This is a genomic window from Rhizobium sp. RU20A, from assembly GCF_900155885.1.
GTDB lineage: Bacteria > Pseudomonadota > Alphaproteobacteria > Rhizobiales > Rhizobiaceae > RU20A.
Genome location: NZ_FTMB01000001.1, coordinates 1,279,969 through 1,296,803, shown reverse-complemented (window position 1 = coordinate 1,296,803; position 16,835 = coordinate 1,279,969). Strand labels below are relative to the sequence as shown.

Annotated in this window: 14 protein-coding genes; 5 read left to right on the top strand and 9 right to left on the bottom strand. The window is 64.3% G+C overall.

Annotated elements, in window-relative coordinates; all coding sequences use genetic code 11:
* Positions 1-33: 33 nt before the first annotated feature.
* Positions 34-693 carry a YfdX family protein gene (locus F3H41_RS06220; RefSeq protein WP_244616084.1) on the top strand — a complete coding sequence of 220 codons (660 nt, stop codon included), beginning with the start codon at positions 34-36 and terminating at the stop codon, positions 691-693.
* Positions 694-779: 86 nt separating this feature from the next.
* On the opposite strand, the gene F3H41_RS06215 is transcribed toward F3H41_RS06220, so the two are convergent.
* The 5 genes from F3H41_RS06215 to carB all read right to left on the bottom strand — a co-directional run bounded on the left by F3H41_RS06215 (position 780) and on the right by carB (position 6,528).
* The gene (locus F3H41_RS06215) at positions 780-1,997 is read right to left on the bottom strand and encodes a DUF2235 domain-containing protein (protein WP_149737708.1); all 1,218 of its coding nucleotides are present in this window, start codon (positions 1,995-1,997) and stop codon (positions 780-782) included.
* Between the two features lie 60 nt (positions 1,998-2,057).
* Positions 2,058-2,504: an SRPBCC domain-containing protein gene (locus F3H41_RS06210; RefSeq protein WP_149737707.1), complete on the bottom strand. Its 447-nt coding sequence runs from the start codon at positions 2,502-2,504 to the stop codon at positions 2,058-2,060.
* Positions 2,505-2,514: 10 nt separating this feature from the next.
* Positions 2,515-2,781 carry a DUF2283 domain-containing protein gene (locus F3H41_RS06205; RefSeq protein ID WP_149737706.1) on the bottom strand — a complete coding sequence of 89 codons (267 nt, stop codon included), beginning with the start codon at positions 2,779-2,781 and terminating at the stop codon, positions 2,515-2,517.
* A 65-nt stretch (positions 2,782-2,846) separates the two neighbouring features.
* Positions 2,847-3,032, bottom strand: coding sequence for a DUF4258 domain-containing protein (locus F3H41_RS06200; RefSeq protein ID WP_149737705.1), 186 nt, complete (start codon positions 3,030-3,032; stop codon positions 2,847-2,849).
* Between the two features lie 10 nt (positions 3,033-3,042).
* Positions 3,043-6,528, bottom strand: a complete 3,486-nt coding sequence (gene carB, locus F3H41_RS06195) for a carbamoyl-phosphate synthase large subunit (RefSeq protein WP_149737704.1) — start codon at positions 6,526-6,528, stop codon at positions 3,043-3,045.
* 306 nt (positions 6,529-6,834) lie between these two features.
* Here carB and F3H41_RS06190 point away from each other — a divergent pair, with 306 nt between their 5' ends.
* Positions 6,835-7,554: a DUF1868 domain-containing protein gene (locus tag F3H41_RS06190; protein WP_149737703.1), complete on the top strand. Its 720-nt coding sequence runs from the start codon at positions 6,835-6,837 to the stop codon at positions 7,552-7,554.
* 76 nt (positions 7,555-7,630) lie between these two features.
* Here F3H41_RS06190 and F3H41_RS06185 read toward each other — a convergent pair whose 3' ends face one another.
* The 3 genes from F3H41_RS06185 to F3H41_RS06175 all read right to left on the bottom strand — a co-directional run bounded on the left by F3H41_RS06185 (position 7,631) and on the right by F3H41_RS06175 (position 12,242).
* Positions 7,631-10,033, bottom strand: coding sequence for a methyl-accepting chemotaxis protein (locus F3H41_RS06185; protein WP_149737702.1), 2,403 nt, complete (start codon positions 10,031-10,033; stop codon positions 7,631-7,633).
* Between the two features lie 146 nt (positions 10,034-10,179).
* Positions 10,180-11,205, bottom strand: coding sequence for a zinc-dependent alcohol dehydrogenase family protein (locus tag F3H41_RS06180; protein WP_149737701.1), 1,026 nt, complete (start codon positions 11,203-11,205; stop codon positions 10,180-10,182).
* Positions 11,206-11,357: 152 nt separating this feature from the next.
* The gene (locus F3H41_RS06175) at positions 11,358-12,242 is read right to left on the bottom strand and encodes a LytTR family DNA-binding domain-containing protein (protein ID WP_149737700.1); all 885 of its coding nucleotides are present in this window, start codon (positions 12,240-12,242) and stop codon (positions 11,358-11,360) included.
* A gap of 143 nt (positions 12,243-12,385) precedes the next feature.
* Between F3H41_RS06175 and F3H41_RS06170 the strand changes: the two genes are divergently transcribed.
* From F3H41_RS06170 to F3H41_RS06160, 3 genes are all read left to right on the top strand, one after another.
* Positions 12,386-12,877, top strand: a complete 492-nt coding sequence (locus F3H41_RS06170; RefSeq protein ID WP_149737699.1) for a DUF2306 domain-containing protein — start codon at positions 12,386-12,388, stop codon at positions 12,875-12,877.
* Between the two features lie 87 nt (positions 12,878-12,964).
* Positions 12,965-13,879, top strand: coding sequence for a neutral zinc metallopeptidase (locus F3H41_RS06165; protein ID WP_149737698.1), 915 nt, complete (start codon positions 12,965-12,967; stop codon positions 13,877-13,879).
* 203 nt (positions 13,880-14,082) lie between these two features.
* Positions 14,083-15,510, top strand: a complete 1,428-nt coding sequence (locus F3H41_RS06160) for an MATE family efflux transporter (RefSeq protein WP_149737697.1) — start codon at positions 14,083-14,085, stop codon at positions 15,508-15,510.
* Positions 15,511-15,595: 85 nt separating this feature from the next.
* Here F3H41_RS06160 and carA read toward each other — a convergent pair whose 3' ends face one another.
* The gene (gene carA, locus F3H41_RS06155) at positions 15,596-16,804 is read right to left on the bottom strand and encodes a glutamine-hydrolyzing carbamoyl-phosphate synthase small subunit (RefSeq protein ID WP_149737696.1); all 1,209 of its coding nucleotides are present in this window, start codon (positions 16,802-16,804) and stop codon (positions 15,596-15,598) included.
* Positions 16,805-16,835: the final 31 nt, after the last annotated feature.

The window sequence follows — 16,835 nt, the reverse complement described above, 5'->3', positions numbered from 1 at the left end:
CCCGCTGCCCCATCGCAAATCGCCCAGCAGGCCATGCTGGACAAGAAGATCGATCAGGATGTCGGCCGCCTGTCCAAGGATGGCGCCAAGGCGCTCAGCGATATCCAGGCCACCCGCCTGGCGATTTTCAACGCCCAGCCGGATCAGGCCAAGACACTGATCCATCAGGCCAAGGTTGCGCTCGCGAAGGCAGCCAAGGATGACGCGGTCTTCATGAAGCCCGAGTCTGAGCTGACCGCGCCCGGCAAGGCGACGACGCCGGAAAAGGTCGCGCATGCCAAGGCGCCGTCGACGACGCCGGTGGCCCGGCTTCCGGTCGACTCGCAGCTGACGCTCGCGGAAGACTTCAAGGCGACGCCGGAAAAGATGGCCGCCATCTCCGACGCCAACCAGAGCCTGAAGACGGCCGACCGCAAGGGCGCGCTTGAAAAGCTCGCGGTGGCGGATGTCGATGTGCAGTTCGTTTCGGCCGTGCTGCCGCTCGAACAGACCATGGCCGATGTGACGAAGGCCGCGAGCCTGATCGATGAAGGCAAGTATTTCGAGGCCAATGCCTTCCTGAAGGACGCCACAGACCATGCAATGCTCAACATTGTCGATGTCTACGGCCAGCCCTACAAGGCCAAGGCTCAGAAGACAGCCGACGCCAAGGCGCCGTTGAACGCGCAGAAGGCAACGACTTCGGCCAACTGATTGCGGGTGTCATCGCGATCGACTGCAAGGGCCTTCCCTGCGGGGGAGGCCTTACGCGTTCGGGGCGTTAAAGGACGGACCCGCCATCAGTCGGTGAAAACCGGGCGTGGCGGCAGATTGGGCGGCGCATAGCCGCCGGCATCGAGCCGCTCCTTGACGGAGGTGTGCAACAGCGCGTTGCGCGGGATGAGGCGGCGGTCCTGACGCGGAATGTAGAGGTCCCCGACCTTGTCGGCGTTTCGCCACGACGTGGCGGGCACCAGCCGGGGGACCCATTCGACAAAGGGCCATGCTTTGCGCATGGAATTGTGCAGCGGCGCAAGTGCATCCGGCGCCACATATTTGTTGTCGCCCTTGCCCTCAACCAGTTCGTCGATCGTGGTCTGCTCATAGACCAGCCCGCTGCCGCGCGTTTCCTTGATCATCCAGCGCAGCGGTATCTTGATCTGGCCGCTTTCGGCTTCAGGATAGCCGCCGCCGACATCGGCGTGCACGCCGGCAAACCAGACTTCGCGGACATCCTGCGGCTTCAGGCCAGCTGTATCCTTCGGCTTGAATGGGCCGCCCCAATAGTGCTGGCCTGTGCTCCAGAGTTCGGGCTGGTACATGGTGCGGCGCTCGTCGATGGCGACGGCGTGGCGCACCATCTCCACCGATGTGTTGCGGTTGGTGAAGGGATGCGTCTTGAGCTGCGGGCGCCATTTGCCGGGTTCGATGACCGAGGAGACCGTATCGAAGAGTCCGAGCAGGCGGATGGGCGGCCTGTCGTTCTGCAGAACCTTTTCGTAGAGCCGCATGCTGGGAAACGCCGAGGGCGCATCGCCCTCCGCCTCGACATCGACACGGGCCTGTTCCTCCCGCGTGATGCCCTTGTAGGCGCGATAGGCGTAATCCAGCAGGTTGAGATGCACTCTGGTCGTCAGGCCGAAGGCGTGGATGAAGCCGGCGAGCACGCGGGCGCTATAGGCGCCGCGGCTGAAGCCGAAGATGTAGATGCGGTCGCGATCCGGATAATTGCCATCCGCATCCACCGGGCCGGCATCATAGGTCTCGACCAGCATGCGATAGGCTTCCTTGACATTCTCGTCGAGGCCCCAGCCGGTCGCCAGACCCCAGATTTCCACCGCATGCCGCTGCAGCCGCGACCAGGAGTTCGCCGCGCCGAAGGTGCCGACGCCGGGATCATAGTAGACGACCTGTGTGTGGTCGCGTTTCAGGCAGCCGAAAAGACGCAGAATATTGGTGCGATCGGCGGAAATTTCGTTGGAGGTCCCGTCAAACAGGATGACGATGTTCTTCGACATGCGATGCCCCCTCTGCTTGGACAAGGGCATTCTGGTTGTGTTCTTGCCAAATCGCAACCGCTATCGCAGGCCGGCCAGAACGCGCTCGAGGCGGGCGAAATTCTGTTCGTTGGCGAGCGCGAAGAACTTCGCCATCAGCCGGTTCTCCTCCGTCGCCGGCATGCGCATGCGCCAGGACAGACGGGTCTCCTGCGGCCCCAGTTCCTCAAAGCGCATGTCCATGTCGAAGAGGTGGATCGGCTCGTGATGGCGGAAGACGATGCGCTCGGGCGCCACGATCTCGGTAAAGGTCGAGCGGTTCAGGAAATCCGTGCCGTCGGAGGCGGTCATGGTGATTTCCCAGGTGCCGCCGTTCTCGAATTCAAAGCGGTGAATGACGTTGGAAAAGCCGTCGGGGCCCCACCACAGGGCGAGTTGCCCGGGCCTTGCGAAGGCGTCAAAGACCGTCTGGCGCGGGAAAGGCAGCGTGCAGGCCGTGTCGATGTCGAGGGTGTCTTGAGGGGACATCGGCCCTCACCTATCGCGTATGTTGCGATGCCGAACGCCGGGATACTTCGTTTTCAACAGGCGCTATCCGTTTCAACAAATTCTCGGCAGCATCTTCAAGCGTGGCCGGCGGTAGATGCGCGCGCGCGTCTAGCACCTCAAGGGCTACAATGCGACCATCCCTATCGTAATCCAACATAATGCCCGCTGATACCTCCTCGGTTTCCAGCACCGGCTCTTGCGAAAAGCGGATGTAGGCCGCGTCGGCTGCTGCATCATACTCGATCTTCGGCTTCATGTCGGTCGCCTCGCCTTGCGATCAAAGAATACAGTGATGATACGTATTTCGTCCGGTGTTTCCAATCAGACGACACGCAAAATCCGTTTTTCACGCTCCGCCACAGCGCGGAACCGCCTTTCAAGCGGCGGACCTGACGGGTCAAAAACGACCCAGTCGGGCTTATGCACAGTCGCCAACACCCAATCCGGGTCGATCAGCCGCTCCGCCATCGCCGTTTCGCAATGGGTTGTGTAGCGGAGCGGCTTCATCTTCACCCTATCAGAAATAGCTCTGCAGCGGGCGCACTTCCAACTGGCCCTGCTTGAGCGCCCGGATCGCCATGGCGGCGGCTTCGGCGCCGGCCATGGTGGTGTAGTAAGGCACCTTCTGCATCAGCGTGGCGCGGCGCAGCGACTTCGAATCCGAGATCGCCTTGTTGCCGTCGGTGGTGTTGATGACGAGCTGGACCTGGCGGTTGCGGATGGCGTCCTCGATGTGCGGTCGGCCTTCCAGAACCTTGTTGATCTTGGTCGCCTCGATGCCCTGTTCGGCGAGGAAACGGGCCGTGCCGCCGGTTGCCAGCACCTTGAAACCGATCTCGACCAGGATGCGGATGGCGGGCAGGACACGGTCCTTGTCCTCGTCGCGCACGGAAACGAAGACCGCGCCGTCACGCGGCAGTTCCACGCCGGCGCCGAGCTGGCTCTTGGCAAAAGCGAGCGCGAAATCCGTGTCGAGGCCGATGACTTCGCCGGTCGAGCGCATTTCCGGTCCGAGCAGGATGTCGACGCCGGGGAAGCGGGCAAAGGGGAAGACGGCTTCCTTGACGGCGATGTGCTTGAGGTTGCGCGGGTCCGGCTTCTGGCCATAGGCGGCGATCGCCGGCTCGAGCTTCTCGCCTGTCATGACGCGGGCGGCGATCTTGGCGATCGGTGCGCCGATGGTCTTGGCGACGAAGGGTACGGTGCGTGAGGCGCGCGGGTTGACCTCGAGCACGTAGATCGTGCCGTCCTTGATGGCGTACTGCACGTTCATCAGGCCACCGACGTTCAGCGCCTTGGCGAGCGCCGTCGTCTGGCGTTCCAGCTCGTCGACGATCTCCGTCGAGAGCGAGCGGACCGGCAGCGAGCAGGCGCTGTCGCCCGAGTGGATGCCGGCTTCCTCGATGTGCTCCATGATGCCGGAGACGAAAACATCCGTGCCGTCGCAGAGCGCATCGACGTCCACTTCGATCGCATTGGTCAAGTAGCTGTCGAAGAGCAGCGGGTTCTTGCCGAGCAGCGTGTTGATCTGGCCGGTCTTGTCGTTCGGGTAGCGCTGCTTGATGTCTTCCGGAACGAGTTCCGGCACGGTGTCCAGCAGGTAGGTCTGCAGCATGCTCTCATTGTGAATGATCTGCATGGCGCGACCGCCCAGCACGTAGGAGGGGCGCACGACCAGCGGGAAGCCGATCTCGCCGGCAACGAGGCGGGCCTGCTCGACGGAATAGGCGATCCCGTTGTTGGGCTGGGTGAGGTCGAGCTTCTGGAGAAGCTTCTGGAAGCGGTCGCGGTCTTCGGCGAGATCGATCATGTCGGGTGCGGTGCCGAGGATCGGGATGCCGTTCTTTTCCAGCGCCTCGGCGAGCTTCAGCGGCGTCTGGCCGCCGAACTGCACGATGACGCCGACGACTTCGCCCTTTTCCTGCTCGGCGCGCAGGATCTCGATCACGTCTTCGGCCGTCAGCGGCTCGAAATAGAGGCGGTCGGAGGTGTCGTAGTCGGTCGAAACCGTTTCCGGGTTGCAGTTGATCATGATCGCTTCGAAGCCGGCATCCTTCAGGGCGAAGGCGGCATGGCAGCAGCAATAGTCGAACTCGATGCCCTGGCCGATGCGGTTCGGGCCGCCGCCGAGGATGACGACCTTCTTTCGGTCGGAGACCTCCGCTTCCGAGCGGGCGGCGCCGACGAAGGGCGTCTCGTAGGTCGAATACATATAGGCGGTGGGCGAAGCGAATTCAGCCGCGCAGGTGTCGATGCGCTTGAAGACCGGGCGAACGCCGAGCGTGTTGCGCAGGACGGCGACATCCTTCGGCTTGCCGTTCGTGAGACTCGCGAGGCGTGCGTCTGAGAAGCCCATGGCCTTCAGCATGCGCAGGTTTTCGGCATCCTGCGGCAGGCCGTGTTCGCGGATGCGGGCTTCCATGTCGACGATCGCCTTGAATTGGGCGATGAACCACGGGTCGATCTTGCAGCCCTCATGCACCTCTTCCGGCGACATGCCGAGGCGCAGCGCCTGGGCGACCATGCGCAGGCGGTCCGGCGTCGGGGTGCCGATGGCGGCACGGATGGCATTCTTGTCGTCGGCATTGTCGCCGAGGCCGGGGATCTCGATTTCATCAAGGCCGGTCAGGCCCGTTTCGAGACCGCGCAGAGCCTTCTGCAGCGATTCGGCGAAGGTGCGGCCGATCGCCATGACTTCGCCGACCGACTTCATGGCGGTGGTCAGGACCGGGGAAGCGCCGGGGAACTTCTCGAAGGCGAAACGCGGGATCTTGGTGACGACGTAGTCGATCGACGGTTCGAATGAGGCGGGCGTCGCGCCGCCTGTGATATCGTTGTCGAGTTCGTCCAGCGTGTAGCCGATGGCGAGCTTGGCGGCGACCTTGGCGATGGGGAAGCCGGTGGCCTTCGATGCCAGAGCGGACGAGCGCGAGACGCGCGGGTTCATTTCGATGACAACGAGGCGGCCGTCCTTGGGGTTGACGGCGAACTGCACGTTGGAGCCGCCGGTCTCCACGCCGATCTCGCGCAGCACCGCGATCGAGGCGTTGCGCATGATCTGGTATTCCTTGTCCGTCAGGGTCAGGGCAGGGGCTACCGTGATGGAATCGCCCGTGTGGACGCCCATCGGGTCGATGTTCTCGATCGAGCAGATGATGATGCAGTTGTCCGCCTTGTCGCGGACAACTTCCATCTCGTATTCCTTCCAGCCGAGCACGCTTTCCTCGATGAGGACTTCGGTGGTGGGCGAGGCATCGAGGCCGCCGGAGACGATGTCGAAGAATTCCGAGCGGTTGTAGGCAATGCCGCCGCCGGTGCCGCCCAGCGTGAAGGAGGGGCGGATGATGGCGGGCAGGCCGACATGGTCGAGCGCCTGGGCGGCGACCGCCATGGCGTGGCTCATGTAGCGCTGCTTGCGGTCGCTCTCGCCGAGGTTCCACTGGTTTTCGAGGGCGTCCAGTGCCTTGTCGAGTTCGGCGCCGGAGTGCTTCGCCTTGAGCTCGGCGCGGGCCGCCTCGTGCGTCTTGCGGTCGGCGTCCTTGATCTCGGTGGCGTTGGCAAGCATCGACTTCGGCGTTTCGAGGCCGATGCGGGCCATGGCTTCGCGGAAGAGGGCGCGGTCTTCGGCCATGTCGATGGCGGCGGGCTTGGCGCCGATCATCTCGACATTGTAGCGGTCGAGCACGCCCATGCGCTTGAGCGACAGCGCGGTGTTGAGCGCCGTCTGGCCGCCCATGGTCGGCAGCAGCGCGTCCGGGCGCTCCTTGGCGATGATCTTGGCGACGACTTCCGGCGTGATCGGCTCGACATAGGTCGCGTCCGCGAGGCCCGGGTCGGTCATGATCGTGGCGGGGTTGGAGTTGACCAGGATGACCCGGAAACCCTCTTCCTTCAGCGCCTTGCAGGCCTGTGTGCCGGAATAGTCGAACTCGCAGGCCTGGCCGATGACGATCGGTCCCGCGCCGATGATGAGGATGGACTTGATATCTTGGCGCTTCGGCATGGGCTCTATCCGTATCTCGTGCCTGCGCGAAAAACCGGCCTGGGTGAGGGAGGTCACCGGCCGGGCGCAGGAGGATGGTCATTTCAGGCTAGAAGCGGCTTATAGGGAAACTTGGCCGTTAAACCAACCCCATAAATGCCCCGGGGGCGATGAAAGTTGGGGAGCGTTGGGTGTGCCGACAGCGCATGGGGCGAGGCCGTCACGGCGCTGACAATCGCGTGTCACATGCGCTTCGCACGGGCGATCTACCGCTTTCGGTCGTGCGGGACCGTTCCCGCGTTCCCTCATTGGAAAAGGACCGCCGCCATGACGCCGCCCGCCGTTCCCGATCACCTGCGCTTTGCCGCAAAGGCGCTCAATCCCGGCGAAATCCCGCATCTTGGCCGTCGCTATGATGCGAGCGGTACCTTCCTGACCGAGCGGGGCAACACGATCGTCTGCCATCTGGTCGAGGGGTCCGACAGCGCGGCTGCGGTTCTTGATCTGCGCGGACGTTACGGGGCGATGCCGGGGGCCGAGACGCTCGCCTTCACGGCCGCGTCCAGCCTGCACATGACGCTGTTCCAGGGCATCATCGAGAGCCGGCGGGCGCATCCCTACTGGCCCGCCGATGTTCCGGTCGAAACGCCGGTCGATGACATGACGGCGCTGATGTCGGACCGCCTCGCGCTGTTTGCGCCGGGACCGGCCTTCAACGTTGTACTGAGCCATCTGACGCCGCTCGGCCTGCAGCTCGAAGGCGCGACGGAGGCGGACAAGACGGTGCTGAGGGAGTGGCGAGACCGGCTGGCGGATCTTCTCGGCTACCGCCATCCCGACCACGACACTTACGTCTTCCACATCACCTTCGCCTACATGACCGAGCGTTTCGACGAGGAGACAATGGCGGCCTGGATTGCTTTCCTCGCGGAGGCCGAGACCGCGCTTAAGCGCCATGCACCGGTGTTCGCGCTGAAGGCGCCGGCCTTCTGTACCTTCGAGGACATGAACCACTTCGAAGAGGTGCAGGTGTTCGAACCGGCCTGAGACCCTCACCAATCCTCAAACGACAGATGGCGGGCCGGGCCCGCCATCGTCAACTTTCCATTCAACGGAGCGCGGCTCAGAACTCTTCCCAGTTGTCCTGCGCGGCGGGGGCTGCCGGTGCGGCTGCGCCAACGGCCTTTGCGAGACGCTGGCCAAGGGCGCGGGCAGGCGAAGGGACGGCCCGTGCCGTTTCGGTGACGGCTGCCGGCGCGCGGGGCGGTGCCGTGCTGCGCACCGGGGCGGGCTCTAAGGTGCGGTGCTGGGCGGGCGCCGCTGCCGGACGGTAGGTGCTGCGGCCCGAGCCGGTGCCGCCCAGGCGGAACCTGTCGAGACGTTCCGAGAGCTGTCCCACTTCCGTGGCGAGGGTGTGCGAGGCGGCATTGGTTTCTTCCACCATCGCCGCGTTCTTCTGGGTGCCCTGATCCATGATGTTCACGGCCGCACTGATTTCCTGCAGGCTCGTCGACTGCTCCCTCGCAGCCTGGACGATGCCCTGCACGTTGGCATTGATCTGCTCGACTTCCGTTGCGATGTCGTTCAGCACCGCGCCCGTCTGATCGACCAGGGTGACGCCCTGGCGGACCTGTTCGCCGGAGGCGGAGATCAGCGTCTTGATTTCCTTGGCTGCATTGGCCGAGCGCTGGGCGAGTTCGCGCACTTCCTGCGCCACCACGGCAAAGCCCTTGCCGGCGTCGCCTGCGCGGGCGGCCTCGACGCCGGCGTTGAGGGCGAGAAGGTTGGTCTGGAAAGCGATTTCGTCGATGACGCCGATGATGTTGGAGATCGACTGCGAGGACTGCTCGATCGCGTCCATGGCCTCGACCGCCGAGCGCACGACGGCGCCGGAGCGCTCGGCATTGGCACGGGTGCGGCTGACCTGGGCACCAGCTTCCTCGGCCCGTTCGGTCGATTCGCGCACGGAGCGGGTGATTTCAGCAAGCGCCGCGGAGGTCTCCTCCACGGAGGCCGCCTGCTGCTCGGTGCGTCGCGAAAGGTCGTCGGCGGCGTTGCGGATTTCGGTGGCGCCGGCTTCGATCGTGCTGGCGTTGTCCCGGAACGAGATCATCGCCGATTCCAGCGTTTCGACCGATGCGTTGAAATCGGAGCGGATCGCGTCCAGCGCGGGGGCGAAGGGCTTGTCGAGACGGACGGTCATGTCCCCGGCGGCCAGACGCTTCAGGCCGTTGCCGACTTCGTCGACGACGAGACGGATTTCCTCTTCACGCGCCTTGTGGCCCAAGGAGCGCTCGACGCGGTCGGCCTCCTCCTGCGCAAGGCGGGCTTCGGCTTCCTGTTCGAGCTGCGCCTTGCGGCGGTTGGCGTCGAGGAGAAGGCTGAGCGAGCGGGAGAGATCGCCGATTTCATCATTCTTTTCGGCGTCTGTCAGCGTGACGTCGAGTTTGCCGGCAGCGATGTCGCCGGTCTGGGCGATGACGCGTTCAACGCGACGCGTGAAGCGGCGCGAAATGATCCAGCCGACGAGACCCAGCAGCAGAACGGCGCCAACGATCGTCGCAATGCCGCCGCGGATCTGCGTTTCGAGATTGCCGTAGACGGTGGCTGCCGGGACGGCGACGATGGCGTACCATTTCGTGTCCGCCGTGAGGTCGATCGGCCGCGCCATGCCGATATAGTCGATGCCGTCCGGCCCCTTGAAGGCGATTTCCTTGCCGGGGGAGGCAATAAGCGTGCTCCAACCGGCGGCCTTGTCGCCGGCATCCGTCAGAGACTTGCCGGCAAGGCTTGCATCGGGATGACGGATGATGTTGCCGGCGCCGGTGACGAGGCCGGCATAACCGGTTCCCATCGGTTTCATTCTTGCCAGACTCTCATCGGCAGAAGCCAGCGACACGTCGATACCGGCAACGCCGACCGATTTGCCGTTTTCGACGATCGGCTGGACGATCGAGGTGATCAGCACTTGCTGGCCGTTGACGGGATAGGAGTAGGGCTCGATGAAAACGGCCTTCTGGCTGTCACGGGCCAGGAGGTAGTAGTCGCCCGCGCCCGGCTTGTCATAGTCGACCAGGACTTCATGGATGATCTCGCCATTGGCACCGCCGCGCACGATATAGGGGACGTAGCGGCCCGTGGCATCGTGCCCCGCTTTGCTGGCGAAATCCTTGTCCTTGCCATCGAAGGCATTCGGCTCCCACGCCGTCCAGGCCCCAAGAATGGCCGGACTTGCGTTCAGAGTGTTCGTCAGGAAGATATCCGCCGAAGAGCGGTCGGACTGGCTCGCCTGCCGCGCGCTGACCAGGCCGGTCCGGATCGCGGTTGCGACATCGAGACCCGTCGTCAACAACTCGCTGATGTCGTCGGCTGCCCGTTCTGTTGCGAAACCCATTTCGGCAATGCTGGCTTCCTTGCTCGACTGATAACCAAGCGTGAAGACCACCGCGCAGGCGCCGAGCGTCGTGGCGACGCCGATGGCTGCAATGGAAAAGATATTGCGACTTGTTGCGGATTTGAAAAGCATGCAGACGCCCCCAGTCTCTCCGGGCGTCCACGCGGTTCATGCGGTCACACCGGTTCCAGTCATCCGGACCCTGAGGATCCAGCGAAACCGGAGAAATAAACGGTGTGACTTAAATAAAGGTTGATCTGTTCTTGCGTGAATTCGCACTAACCGTTCGGCAAGACCATCACGCGGATTTCACCGCGTCGCGGCGGATTGGCGATGACGTCGACGGCCTCATCGATGCCGACGGTGCGCGAGATCAGCTTGTCGACCTTGACGGCGCCGGAGGCGATCATGTCGGCGGCGCGGCGGTGGGTGAAGGGATTGACGAAGGAGCCGAGCACGCGAAGCTCGCGGAAGAGGATGTCGAAGGGCTCGATTTCGATCTTTTCACCGGCCGCCATGACGCCGAGGATCACGACGGTGCCGCCGGCTTTGGCCATCTTCGGGGCCTCCATCATCGTTTCCGCCACGCCCGCGCATTCGATGACGACATCGGCGCCGCCCGGCAACAGGCCATTCTTGCCAGCCAGGAGCTCGACGGCATTGCCGGCGGAGGGATCGATGCTGTGGGTGGCGCCGATCGCTTCGGCGAGTTCGCGCTTGTCGGCCTGGCGTGTCGACATGACGATGGTGGTGGCACCGGCGATCTTGCAGAGCTGCACCGTCAGCATGCCGATGACGCCGCCGCCGAGAATGACCACGGAGGAGCCGGGCTTGATCTCGGCCATGTCGACGCCGTGCAGGCAGCAGGCCAGCGGCTCGCAGAAGGCGCCGTGATGCGGGTGCAGCGAGAGCGGGATCTCGTAGGCCTGGCTTTCGGGCACGATAGCATATTCGGCAAAGCCGCCATCCTGCTGGATGCCAATGGCTTTGAGGTTATGGCACAGGTTGACGCGGCCGTTGCGGCACTGGGGGCATAGGCCGCAGGAGATGTTCGGATCGCCCGTGATGCGCGCGCCGATCGCGACGGTCGATACGCCGCTGCCGATGGCTTCGACGATGCCGCAGAATTCGTGGCCGAGGGTGACCGGCGGGCGTGAGGGAAATTCGCCGGCGAGGATATGCCGGTCGGTGCCGCACACGCCGCACGCCTCGATCTTCACCAGAAGTTCGCCCGGTCCCGGGGCGGGCTTGTCGACCTCTTGAACCGACAGGTTTCCAACGGATGTCAGGCGGACGGCCTTCATGGGATGCTCCTCCAAGCAAGATGTGCTGCGGCCCTTGTCGGGCTTGTGTTTTCCGGTCCGGCGACCGGCACGTCCTCCGCGCGCCAGCTTCCGGTGCGGCGTGGCTTCTGGCGCGCCGGATCGTCGGTAGGGTGCTGCTTTCGTGGCAAACGTCAAGCCTTGTTTGCGTTTTCCCGAAGACGTTCGCGCACGGCCGGCGCATAGGGTCTGCTGACCGGCACGCGGGTGCCATCTTCAGTCTCCAGCGTCAGGCGGCTGCCATCGCGGGACAGAGCCTTGATGTTGGCGAAGGCGACCCAATGGGAGCGGTGCACCTGCAGACCGATGTCGCCCGCCTCCCGAACGGCATCGCTGAAGCGCAGCAGGACGAGCTCCGATCCGCGCGCGGTCACCACGCGGGTATAGTGGTCTTCGACGGCGAGCCTGAGCAGCGGCGCGCGATTGGCCGGCTTCAGGCGGGCGAGTAGCCGAGGAGGGGCGTCCAGGCCGGAGGTGGGTGCAGTGTCGACGGCTGCGCGAGGCGCCAGTGTTGGCCCTGGCGGCTCGCCGCTCTCGTGTTCGGCGGGCGTCAGTGCCGTTCTTGCGCCCCGCGCCATTTGCCTATCGATCGAAGGGGCGGCGGCCGTATAGGCGAGTAGGCAGAAGAGGAGGCTGAGCGGTACGGCGCCGATGCTCTCGTGCACCCAGCCCGAAAGGCTGACCGGTGCGCCCGTCGCGCCCATGCGAATGAAGAGGATCGAGGCGCCGATCAATGGACAGGCCAGGACGGAGCCGATGGCAAGGCGCAGGAACTCCGGCCGGATGGCGGCCGGCAGCGCGGCATTAGCGAAGACGGCGAGCGTGGTGGCGAAGAACCAGGCCGAGCCCTGGATGGCAAGCCAGAAGCCGAAACGGGCGAGCGGCGCAAAGGCGTCCGTGCCAAAGGGCCCTATCAGGGTGAACAGAAGAACGATGACGAGGAACGTGACCCCGTAGCGCCAGTTGCTGGCAAACTGATGCAAATCGCGAAGCGCGGATTGCAAGACGGGTCGTTTCACGAAGTCCTCCGGCAGGTCCGGGCATCTGAGGTTTGATGTCGGTGCACTCTCATTGAAAAACCGGCACGGTTCAAGCGGATGGACGTTCCGGCGTTCATGTCCGATGGGCCACTGCGTTGACCCCGCTTTCGCTGGAGAGAACCATGTCCTTCGCCCCGTTGCTCGATGCGCCGCTCGCCGTTCAGGTCCATGTGGCAAGCGTTGTTCCGGCTGCGCTGCTGGGCGCCTTCCTTCTTTCGAACCCCAAGGGCACGCCGCGCCACCGGCTGATCGGGCGGATCTGGTTTGTCTTGATGGTGATGACGGCCTTGTCCTCCTTCTTCATCCACAGCTTCGACCTTCTCTACGGTTTCAGCCCTATCCATCTCATTTCGTTGTTCGTGTTGTACGCGTCCTGGCAAGCCTTTCAGGCGGCCCGGCGCGGGGATATCCGCGCGCATCGTGCGGGGGTGGTCGGCATGTATGTGTGGGGCATCGGGGTCGCCGGTCTCTTCACGCTGCTTCCCGAACGCGTCATGGGCCGCCTGCTGTTTGCCGGTGGCGCATCGAGCCTGCTTGTGATCACGCTCGTCGCTGCGATCCTCGTTCTGCTTCTGCCTGCCTTGCGCCGCTGGCGGGGACGGCGTGCAGTCTGATCGGCGCCCGCATCTGTCTTTCTCGTCCTGGCGCGCTATAAGTCTCAAAAGACGATCACGTGGCCGTGACAGGCAGGGAGCAGACCGATGGAATGGAAAGGGCGCCGGCAGTCGGACAATATCGAGGATCGCCGCGGCGATAGCGGTATCGGCAGAAGTCCGCTCGGGCGCGGCGGCATGCGCATTCCGGTCGGTGGCGGTGGCGGGCGCATGAGTATCGGCACGCTGGTGCTGCTCGTCGTCATCTATTTCGTCTTCAAGGCCATGGGCATCGACCTTCTGCAGGTGATGGATGGCGGCAGCCTCGGCCCGTCCTCCGGCTATGAGCAGACCGAGAATGCACCGCGGCAGGGCAGCCCGGCCGAGGAGGAGATGAAGGCTTTCGTCGCGACCGTGCTCGCCGAAACCGAGGATACCTGGAACGGTATCTTCCAGTCGAATGGCGAGACCTATCAGGAGCCGAAGCTGGTTCTCTTCAGCGGCGGCATCCGCTCGGCCTGCGGTCAAGCGTCGTCCGCGACCGGACCCTTCTACTGCCCGAGCGACCAGAAGGTCTATCTCGACATGGGCTTCTTCGACGAGTTGAAGACCAACTTCAACGCGTCCGGCGATTTTGCGCAGGCCTATGTGATCGCCCACGAGGTCGGCCACCACGTGCAGAACCTGCTCGGCGTTCTGCCGAAGTTCAACCAGATGCGGCAGGGCATGAGCGAGGTCGAGGCCAACAGGATGTCGGTGCGTGTCGAGCTGCAGGCCGACTGCTTTGCGGGCGTCTGGGGCCATTTCACCAAGCAGAAGGGCCTGCTGGAGGCCGGAGATCTCGAGGAAGCCCTGAACGCTGCGACCCAGATCGGCGACGATACGCTGCAGCGCCGCAGCCAGGGCTATATCGTGCCCGACAGCTTCAACCACGGCACCTCCGAGCAGCGCCGCACATGGTTTGCCCGCGGCTTTGAAAGCGGGCGCGTATCCTCCTGTGATACGTTTTCCGGCGATATCTGACGGTTTTGTTTCCGGTGCGAGCGGTGATCAAAATTTGTGATGGTTGCATGAAAAGAAGGCGGTGCGGGCGTTCCGCACTGGCCTCTTTCGCGCAAAGCGATTAGGAGGGATCACCGGTCGCCTTTCCAGTTCGCTGACCGCGGGCCGCCCATTTTGCGTCGTTCCGGCGCGGCGGCAAGCCTTTCAGGGACGGGATTTCCGCCATGCAGACCACCGCCGCGGCCGCCGCGCCGCACAGCTTTGACAATTCCTGGTCGACGCATCTGCGCGCTGGCCTCGTGCTCGGCATACCCTTTGTCGGCGCGCAGCTCGCCCAGCTTGCCATCCACACCACCGACGTTCTGATGGTCGGCAAACTCGGTCCGACGGAACTTGCGGCGATCGTGCTGGGCACGCAACTGTTCTTCACCATGTTCATCTTCGGCTGCGGCTTCACCCATGCCGTGGTGCCGATGGTGGCGCAGGCGGTCGGACGTGGCGATACGGTTGCCGTGCGCCGTTCGGTGCGCATGGGCATCTGGGTCGTGCTGCTTTACGGCGCCCTTACCATGCCGGTCATCTGGAAGGCGGAGGCGATCCTCACCGCGCTCGGCCAGCAGCCGGCCGTCGCGGCGCTGGCCGGGCGCTACCTGCACATCGCCCAATGGAGCATGTTCCCGAGCCTGATCATCATGGTCCTCCGGGCGCTTCTCGCCGGCTACGAGCGGGCGGGGATCATCCTGTGGGTGACGATCGCGACGCTGCTTCTCAACATCGTTCTGTGCTACGTGCTGATCTACGGCCATTTCGGCTTCCCGGCGCTCGGCATCGAGGGGGCCGCCTATGCGGCGCTCGGCGTCGCCACGCTCGGGGTCGTGCTGCTGCTCATCTATATCCGCTGCGTGCCGGCGCTCCACAGGCTCGATATCTTCGTGCGGTTCTGGCGACCCGACTGGGGCATGTTCCGGGAAGTGGTGATGCTCGGCCTTCCGATCGCCGTCACGATCCTGGCTGAAGTGTCCCTCTTTACGGCTGCCTCGCTGCTGATCGGAACGATCGGCACGACGGAACTGGCGGCGCACGGCATTGCCCTGCAGTTTGCCTCGATCGCCTTCATGATCCCGCTCGGCCTTGCCCAGGCCGGAACGGTGCGCGTCGGCTTGGCACTCGGGCGTGGCGATCTTCTCGGCGTGCGAAGGGCCGCCATCGCGATCCTTGGCCTTGCCGGCGTGGTGTCGCTGATCGGCTCGCTGGTGTTTGCGGTCATCCCCTACACGCTGGCGACGCTCTTTCTGGATACGGCGCGGCCGGATGCGGCGGCGGTCGTGGCTGTGGCGGGACCGCTGATCGTCATCGCCGGCGCCTTCCAGCTGGTCGATGGCCTGCAGGCGGTCGGGGCGGGGCTGTTGCGCGGCCTCAAGGATGCGCGCGTGCCGATGATCCTTGCCATGATCGCCTATTGGCCGATCGGCTTCCTGTCCGGCTGGATCTTCGCCCTGCCGCTGGGGCTCGGCGCCAATGGCGTCTGGTACGGCTTCGTGCTCGGTCTCATTGCCGCGTCCATCATGCTGCTCGGCCGCTTCTTCATGACGCTCAAGCGCATGGAGACCGATCCGGCCACCTATCAGGCGGTCCGTACGGCAACGGCCTAGGGGGAGAAACACTCAATCCCATGACAAAGGCCCGGGCGGTGATCACCGCCCGGGCCTTTGTCGTTCATCGTTCCTTCGCTGGCTGTCAGGCGCGTTCGGCCAGCAGCGTTTCGCCCTTGCGTTCCTTCACAAGGTTGACGAAGCGGCGGAAGAGGTAGTGGCTGTCCTGCGGGCCCGGCGATGCTTCCGGATGGTGCTGGACGGAGAAGACCGGCTTGCCGACGAGGCGCAGGCCGCAATTGGTGCCGTCGAAAAGCGAGACGTGAGTCTCTTCAACGCCTTCCGGCAGCGACTTCGAGTCGACCGCGAAGCCATGGTTCATCGAGACGATCTCGACCTTGCCCGTCGTGTGGTCCTTCACCGGATGGTTGGCGCCGTGGTGACCCTGATGCATCTTCTCGGTCTTGCCGCCAAGCGCAAGGCCCAGCATTTGATGACCGAGGCAGATGCCGAACATCGGCAGGTCTTCGTTGATCAGGGCGCGGATGACCGGCACGGCGTAGGTCCCGGTCGCGGCCGGGTCACCCGGGCCGTTGGAGAGGAACACACCATCGGGCTTCAGCGCCAGCACGTCTTCGGCCGAGGTGTTGGCGGGCACGATGGTGATGCGGCAGCCAAGACCCGTCAGGAGGCGCAGGATGTTGCGCTTCACGCCGAAATCGATGGCGACGATGTGGTAGGCCGCATCGCTCTCGCCGAGCGTTGCAAAGCCCTCGTTCCAGACCCAGGGACGCTCGTCCCACTTGGCGGACTGGCCTGACGTCGCGACCTTGGCGAGGTCGAGATCGACAAGGCCGCTCCAGGCCTTGGCTTCGGCCTTCAGCGCCTCGACGTCGAAATTGCCGTCCGGATCGTGGGCGATCACGGCATTCGGCATGCCGTTTTCGCGGATCCAGGCGGTCAGCGCGCGGGTGTCGATGCCGCTCATGCCGATGATGCCGCGGGCCTTCAGCCACTGGTCCAGGTGCTTGGCCGAGCGATAGTTGCTGGGCTCGGTGATGTCGGCCTTGAAGATGACGCCGACCGCGCCGTGGCGGGCGGCGGGTGTCAGGTCCTCGATGTCCTCGTCATTGGCACCGACATTGCCGATATGCGGGAAGGTGAAGGTGACGATCTGGCCGAGATAGGAGGGATCGGTCAGAATTTCCTCGTAGCCGGTGAGCGCCGTGTTGAAGCAGACTTCCGCCTGCACGCGGCCGGTGGCGCCGATGCCCTTGCCTTCGATGACGGTGCCATCGGCGAGCACGAGAAGCGCGGTCGGCTTGGAAGTGGTCCATGCAGGGGTTGACGTCATCGGATCTTTCCCGTTGCGGCCGTTTGCCCTC